6 protein-coding genes are annotated in these 6,647 nt (G+C 64.3%); 5 read left to right on the forward strand and 1 reads right to left on the reverse strand.

The genetic code is table 11. From position 1 onward, the window contains the following. The first annotated feature begins 106 nt into the window (after positions 1 to 106). The 5 genes from ACFPZ3_RS14040 to ACFPZ3_RS14060 all read left to right on the forward strand — a co-directional run bounded on the left by ACFPZ3_RS14040 (position 107) and on the right by ACFPZ3_RS14060 (position 6,180). The gene (locus ACFPZ3_RS14040; protein WP_379514495.1) at positions 107 to 2,200 is read left to right on the forward strand and encodes a helix-turn-helix domain-containing protein; all 2,094 of its coding nucleotides are present in this window, start codon (positions 107 to 109) and stop codon (positions 2,198 to 2,200) included. Further along, a complete protein-coding gene (locus tag ACFPZ3_RS14045; RefSeq protein WP_379514496.1) occupies positions 2,197 to 3,129 on the forward strand; it encodes a hypothetical protein in 933 nt (310 codons plus the stop codon). The genes ACFPZ3_RS14040 and ACFPZ3_RS14045 overlap by 4 nt, the downstream gene beginning before the upstream one ends. Further along, positions 3,126 to 3,950, forward strand: a complete 825-nt coding sequence (locus ACFPZ3_RS14050) for a DUF6339 family protein (protein ID WP_379514497.1) — start codon at positions 3,126 to 3,128, stop codon at positions 3,948 to 3,950. Before ACFPZ3_RS14045 ends, ACFPZ3_RS14050 begins: the two co-directional genes overlap by 4 nt. A gap of 69 nt (positions 3,951 to 4,019) precedes the next feature. Continuing rightward, complete coding sequence (locus ACFPZ3_RS14055) at positions 4,020 to 4,988, forward strand: DNA cytosine methyltransferase (RefSeq protein ID WP_379514498.1); 969 nt, start codon at positions 4,020 to 4,022, stop codon at positions 4,986 to 4,988. A gap of 19 nt (positions 4,989 to 5,007) precedes the next feature. Next, positions 5,008 to 6,180: a DNA cytosine methyltransferase gene (locus tag ACFPZ3_RS14060; protein WP_379514499.1), complete on the forward strand. Its 1,173-nt coding sequence runs from the start codon at positions 5,008 to 5,010 to the stop codon at positions 6,178 to 6,180. Positions 6,181 to 6,194: 14 nt separating this feature from the next. On the opposite strand, the gene ACFPZ3_RS14065 is transcribed toward ACFPZ3_RS14060, so the two are convergent. Beyond that, entirely contained in the window at positions 6,195 to 6,404 is a 210-nt protein-coding gene (locus ACFPZ3_RS14065) for a DUF397 domain-containing protein (RefSeq protein WP_379514500.1), read from the reverse strand. Between the last annotated feature and the right edge of the window lie 243 nt (positions 6,405 to 6,647).

The following is a 6,647-nucleotide window of genomic DNA, read 5'->3' on the forward strand; positions in this document are numbered from 1 at the left end:
GCTGCCTGGATGGCATAGAGACTTGACCGACCAGTGGCGTCAACGGAGTGTCAAACGCTAGCCTGAGGCGTCAAATGAACCCCGTCTCACCTGGAGAAACCTCGCGATGACGCAGGACGATGACAGCATCACCCGCGATCCGGAGGCGTTCGGGGCTTGGCTCGGCAGGCAACTGCGCCGCAAAGGCATGAGCCAGTCGGACCTGGCAACGGCCTTGAAAGTGACACGCGCTGCGGTCTCGGCCTGGATCACCGGCCGCGCCACGCCTCGGATCGAGAACATCCAGGCGATCGAGGAGATCCTCGACCTGGCCGCCGGCTCCTCTGCCACCCGCGACGAGACACCGGAATCGAGCGGCTACGTCGCCTGGCACCATCGCTTGGCGCACTCCGACGGCGGTAGGGAGTTAGGGAATCCCGCAGCCTTCGCCTTCGACTCCTCCTTGGCGATTACCGCCAGGGAGGCGACCCAGAACAGCCTGGACGAGCGTTGGGACGAGACGCGCCCTGTTCGAGTCCGCTTCACTCTGCACGAGATCACTGGCGAGCGTCTACGCCGGCTCCAGGAAGCCCTACGGTGGGACGACCTCGCTCCCCATATCGAGGCCGCAGGCGATCAGAAGCAGAAGGTCGGCCGCATGCTGACCGACGGACTTCGTGAGCTACGAGAGACCGGCAAACTGCTCCTTCTCCGCATCGACGACTACAACGCGAACGGCCTGACCGGTCCCGAGTACGAGGACGGAAGGTTCGCCGCAGTCGTGCGAAGACAACTCGACAGCCACAAGAAGGGCATCGCCGGCGGCTCTTTCGGTCTGGGCAAGGCGACCATCTGGGGCGCCAGTCGCTTCGGTCTGGTCATCATGAACAGCACGCTCTCAGAGCCTCATGAGGACCTTCGTGAACGACGACTCATCGGCCGAATAGATCTTCCCTGGCATGAGCTTGACGGCGTGCAGTACGCAGGCCTTGCCTGGCTCGGCGGTCGAGATTCTCAAAGGGAGGCGGCCGCGCGATCGTGGTGGGCCGGCGAACGTACCGTGGAAGAGCTGTACCTGACTCGGGGCAGCTCCGATCCGGGCACGAGCTTCCTGATCGTCGGGGCGCACGATCCTTCCGGAGAAGCCATGACCCTGGAGGAGATGCACACGGTTCTAGTGCGTGGATTGGTCTCCGACTTCTGGGCGTCCATGGTCGCAGGCCGTGGCCAGGCGCCGATGCTGGAAGCGTCGGTGGAGGCCTTGCGCGACGGTCAGGTCGTGGTCGCGGAAGAGCGTGTCGACCCGTATCGCTACGAGCCCGCGCGGGCGCGCGCGGTCCGAGCCTTCCTCGACAGGACAACGGTGTCGCAGCTTACTCGGGCGGAGGACGTGGTGGAGCTGGCCGTCCCGTTGAGCGTCCCGCCGTCCAAGTCGGATCTGCGGTCGGGTTCGGTCGAGCACGAGGCCGTGCTGTTGGTGACGCCGGTGTATGAGGGCGATGAGAAACCCAACCGCCTGGTTGGCATGCGCGGCACCCGGATGACGGTCTTGAATCGGCCGGTCACCGGAGTCCCCATCGGTGCGCCCCAGTTCCAGGCCGTTCTGCTGGCCGGCACCGCGACCGGCGCCGGGGCGCCGGCCGACGAGGTCGCCGAGGCATTTCTCCGCGCGGCCGAGCCACCAGAGCACAACGACTGGAAGCCCACCGAGGACCTGACCGCGACCTACGCGCGCGGTGCCATGACCAGGCTGAGGGAGTTTCGAAGGACTGCCTTCGCAAAGGTGCGCAGTGCCGTGAAACCATCGGAACCCGTCCCAGAGGAAGGTCCTCCCGCCATCCTGCGAGATCTGGTGAGCCTCGATCCGACACCCGCACCGCGGACCAAGGGCTATCCGACCGTCAAGAGCGCCACGGGGGAAGTGGACGATGCCGGGGCATGGCGGATCAGAGTCGAGATCAAGTTGCCGGAGCGAGAAGATCCATGGGTGCTCCGTCCACTGCTCAGATTCGCCACCCGTTCGGGTCCGAAACCGGAGGCTCGCTGGGCCGAGCTCTCTGCGGAATCCAACTGCGAGCTGAGCGGGGACGTGCTGGTATGCGCCGCGAGAGAACGCTCCGCAGTGTTCACAGGCGTCAGCGATGTCTCCAGTCATCCCGTGGCCGGGCGGATGGCGATCGCCGAAGTCGACCTGGTCCAAGCCAAAGAAGGCGGCCGATGAAGCGGATCGTGCCTTACCCCGTGCTCGCGGGAGAGCTCACTATGACGGTCCAAGAAGCTCGGCTCGATGATGTGACGTTGCCGTACGGCATGATCTCGGAACAGGACCACACCGTCGGGCTGCACCTTGTGGACCGTCAGGGCTGGAGCACCGTACGACTGAGCATCCACGTCAGCGCACCACGACATGAGTTGGACGCAGGACCCTGGTACAGCCTGGCTTTCTTCGCCACTGCGTCGGAACGGCGGACCAACACCCACTCGGCCGTCAAGCTCATGATGGGCCAGCCGGGGGAGTGGACTGGAGAGGTGGATCTCCACCGAGACGATCATTCCGATCGGGTGCGACTCTCAGGCCAGCTCGTAGCGACGGTCGACGACGTGCCAGGGCGAGTGATCGCGACGGTCGCCAGGCCCTGGACCGTCGATCTTCAGGCGCGGCCGGCGGCGCAGCGGGAGGCCGTCCAGACGCGATGGGTCGACTTCGCCCAGGATCCGCAGCTGGCCTGGTGCAAGACCGACCCCTGGGTAGTGACCACCACTGATGAGGTCGCCATGCTCAACCTGAACAGTGGATTCGACGGATTGCGTGCGATCCTCGAAAGCACAAAGGCCGCCGAGCGTCCGGTTAGGGAAGGGCTGGCGGCCCAGATCGGAACCGTTATGTGGACCGCCCTCTTCAACGAGGCGGCTCACCATGTCGACGGCCGAGAGTGGCCGGAAGGCTGGCGTGGGATGGTGCTCAGTCGCATGCTTCCCGATCTCTTCCCCGATCACTCACCGGACGACGCGCTCCGGGAGATCGTCAACCTGGGCGTGGGCGGGGTGCAGACGCGGGTGATGCATGCCGCGGCCAAACAGGCGCGGATGCCGCGTAGCCTGGGCGGCTTCATCCGATCCCTGCAGAAGACCGGTCCGGAGGACGAGTGAACACAACGCTGGGCCTGCTGCCTAACGAAGCCGCCGCACGGTTCCTGACCACCGGTGTCCTGGAGAACAGCGAGCCCCTGCCGGTCTCCGCGATCGACCAGATGTCGGAGTCGTCCACGTGGGAGGCCGAGCCGGTTCGGCAACTCTTCGACGAGGCGATGAAGCGCTTCACGCCGGCCGAACGGACTTCGGCGGATGCCTGGCTGGCTCCGGTGCTGCACGCGACGCTGCGGCTGACCCGCCGTGAGGCCTCGGACGCAAGGATATGGAACTACCTGGCATTGCGGCTCGTCCCCGACTACGTCTACTGGCGTCACCTGAGCAGGGGCAATCCGCCAACGGTGTCGCGTACGCGATTCTATGGGCCGTTTCATTCCCAGGCCATGGCCCGATTGTGGTGGGCGGCCGAACTCTTCCGCGATGGACCGGACTATGGATCGGTCGTTGTGGCCTGTAGTAATCAGGACGTATTGAATACCGTATTAAGGCTGGATGTAATCCTGCATCGCCCGACCGCTCAAGCGATTATCCGGCTGCTCATCACCGATGTCGTCCGTACGGGGCGACAGGTCAATGCGCTGGCCCAGGCAGTGAACACTGCAGGCAGCACGCTGTCCTACGAGGCGTACGCGCCGGACAACCCCAGGGACGTCGACGCCTACCGCGATTGGATCGAAGAGCTCGCGGGTGTTCTGGTGGCTTACGATTCGCTGCCGGCCGGTCCTTCGGATGGGCGAGCCCGTTCCACCTCGGTGGACGCCTTGGCCACTCTCTTCAAGCAACTCCTCACTGAAAGCCCGAGTGCGAGAGAAATGCCGTAATAGCTCTGAGGCATTTGATTCAGGGCTGCAGTCGCATATGCTCAACGGTCTGGATCAAGGGGGGCGTGCATGGGCGGACAGTTCACCAGTCTGGAGATCGGCTCCGGAGTCGGTGGCCAGGCGCTCGGGCTTGAGAGGGCGGGCTTCCACCCCGTCATGGCTATCGACAACGACCCGCACGCCTGCCGGACATTGCGTGCCAACCGACCAGGTTGGAACGTTGCCGAGTTAGACCTCAAGGACTTCGTCGGAGCCGATTACCGGATCAGGACGGTCGACCTGCTGTCCGGTGGCGTCCCGTCCACTCCTTACTCGATCGCCGGCAAGCAGGAAGGCGCCAAGGACAAGCGGGACCTGCTGTCCGTGGCGATCTGTTTGGCGATCGAGCTGCAGCCCCGGGCGATCCTGTTGGAGACCACACCGTCCTTGAAGATGCCCAAGTTCGCAGGGGTCCGGGAAGAGGTCGAAGCTGAACTGAAGCACCTGGGCTACTGGTGGGAGTGGAAGGTCCTGGATGCGCAGGACTTCGGCGTACCTCAGGTGCGGCGCAGCTACCTGCTGCTCGCCATGCGGCTGGACGACTTCATGCGGTTCGAGTGGCCTCAGCCGACGCACGATACCGTTCCGACGGTTGGCGAGGTCCTGAGGGAGTCGATGGCGAGCCAGGGCTGGCGCGACGCGGACGCCTGGGCGGCGTTGGCCAACCGTGTCGCCCCGACCGTCATCGGCGGTTCGAAGAACCATGGAGGCGCCGATCTGGGCCCCAGTCGATCCAAGAGCCAGTGGATGGAAGTGGCCGTGAATGCCCACAGTCTCGGGAACGACGTCCCCGACGAGGACTTCGTGCTGGACCCGAGCCGCGGGCGGGACGGCGTTCCCAAACTGACGGTCGAGCAGGTGATGACGCTCCAGAGCCTGCCGGGCGACTGGATCGTGATGGGCGGCAAGACCGCACGCTACAAGCAGGTGGCGCAGGCCGTACCGCCACTGCTCGCCGAGGCCGTGGGTCGACAAATTGCGGCAGTACTGGCCCATTGATCTCGATAAGGTAAGGCTCATGACCGCCCGCCCCATCAGCCCCATCAATATCGTCGACCTCTTCGCCGGATGTGGGGGGCTGACTCAGGGATTCCATTCCTTCGCACCGGGCGCCTTCCGCACGGTTGGGGCGGTCGAGTGGGACATCGCCGCAGCCTCTACGTACGCGGCGAACTTCGCCGAGGAGGCCGGCGGGAGCGGCCATATCTATGCAGGTGACATAGTCGGGTGGGATCCCAAAGATGTCGCTTCCAGCGTGGACGTGATCCTTGGTGGCCCGCCCTGCCAGGGTTTTTCCGGCTTGGGCAAGGAGGATCCGCTCGATCCCCGGAACAAGCTCTGGCAAGAGTATGTCCGGGTGGTCCTGAAGCTCAAACCCAAGATCTTCGTCATCGAGAACGTGGACCGATTCCTGAAGTCGCACGAGTACCAGCTGCTAAAGGCATCTACAGGTGAGCGCGGTGAGTTGCGAGAGTACGTCCTGAAGACGCACCTGCTGAACGCGGCCGACTACGGTGTGCCTCAGACCCGCCGGCGTGTGATCGTCCTGGCCACTCATAAAGACCTCATCGAGTCACACCCGTCAAAGGGGCCTCTCCAGCACCCCAAGCCCACTCACCGGAAGCTCGACAAGAAGAACGACGAGGCTCTGTTCGAAGCACCGGATGGATGGATTCCGTCAAGCATCGTCTTCGACTCGACTCCTCTGGAGACCGTGACCACTGAATTGCCGGCACGGACCTGTGACCTCCTTGGCTGGACACTCCCGGGCACCTTCCAAACGACCGACCTTCATATCGGTCGCAACCCGACAGACCACTCGCGGGAGCGGTACAAGGCGATCCCTGAAGGCGGCAACCGTCACGACCTGCCGCCTCACCTGTCGACTCCGAACTGGATCAACCATCGGAACGGCTCCGGAGACGTGATGGGGCGCCTCTGGGTGGATCGTCCCTCGGTGACCATCCGCACCGAGTTCTACAAGCCGGAGAAGGGCCGCTACCTCCATCCGAAGGCCGACCGACCGATCACACACTTGGAAGCCGCGCTTCTTCAGGGATTTCCTCCCGAGTACAAGTGGGTCGGCAGCAAGATCCAAATAGCGCGTCAGATCGGCAACGCCGTTCCCGCGGGTCTTGCCCAAGCGATCGCCGGCGAGTTGTATCGCTACCTGGCGGCCGCCGAAGCCTAGACACAGCCGCCCCATCAGCCGGGGAAGTCGAACTCTCCTGCTTGGACACCGGCCAGGAAAGCCTGCCACTCAGGCTTGGTATAGACGATCACAACGTCCTGAAGCTTGCTGTGTCGAACGGCTACTCGGCCGGACCCGTCCTGAAGCGGACCGGCCTCCACGCAGTTGCCGCCGCCGTCGGCGCTGTAGCTGCTGATGTGCCAGGCGATCTCAGGGGTGGTCATGATCGAGTGGCTCCGTCCTTAGGCGTCCGCGAGGCTCTCCGCGACCGTCGCAATCAGCTTCAGCGAGTCCTCGGTGCTGAGGGCATTGCGTCGTATGCGGTCATATTTCAGCTTAAGCCCGTCGGCGGCTTCCCCTTCTGCGTAGATCGCGCCAGCCGGTGTCGGGACGTACGCGACGGCTGGGAAGGGCTGGGGAAGCGGGAGATGCGGCGCGATGCCTGGGGGCAAGGAAATGGTTTAGGG

The sequence above is a fragment of the Nonomuraea insulae genome (assembly GCF_042656245.1).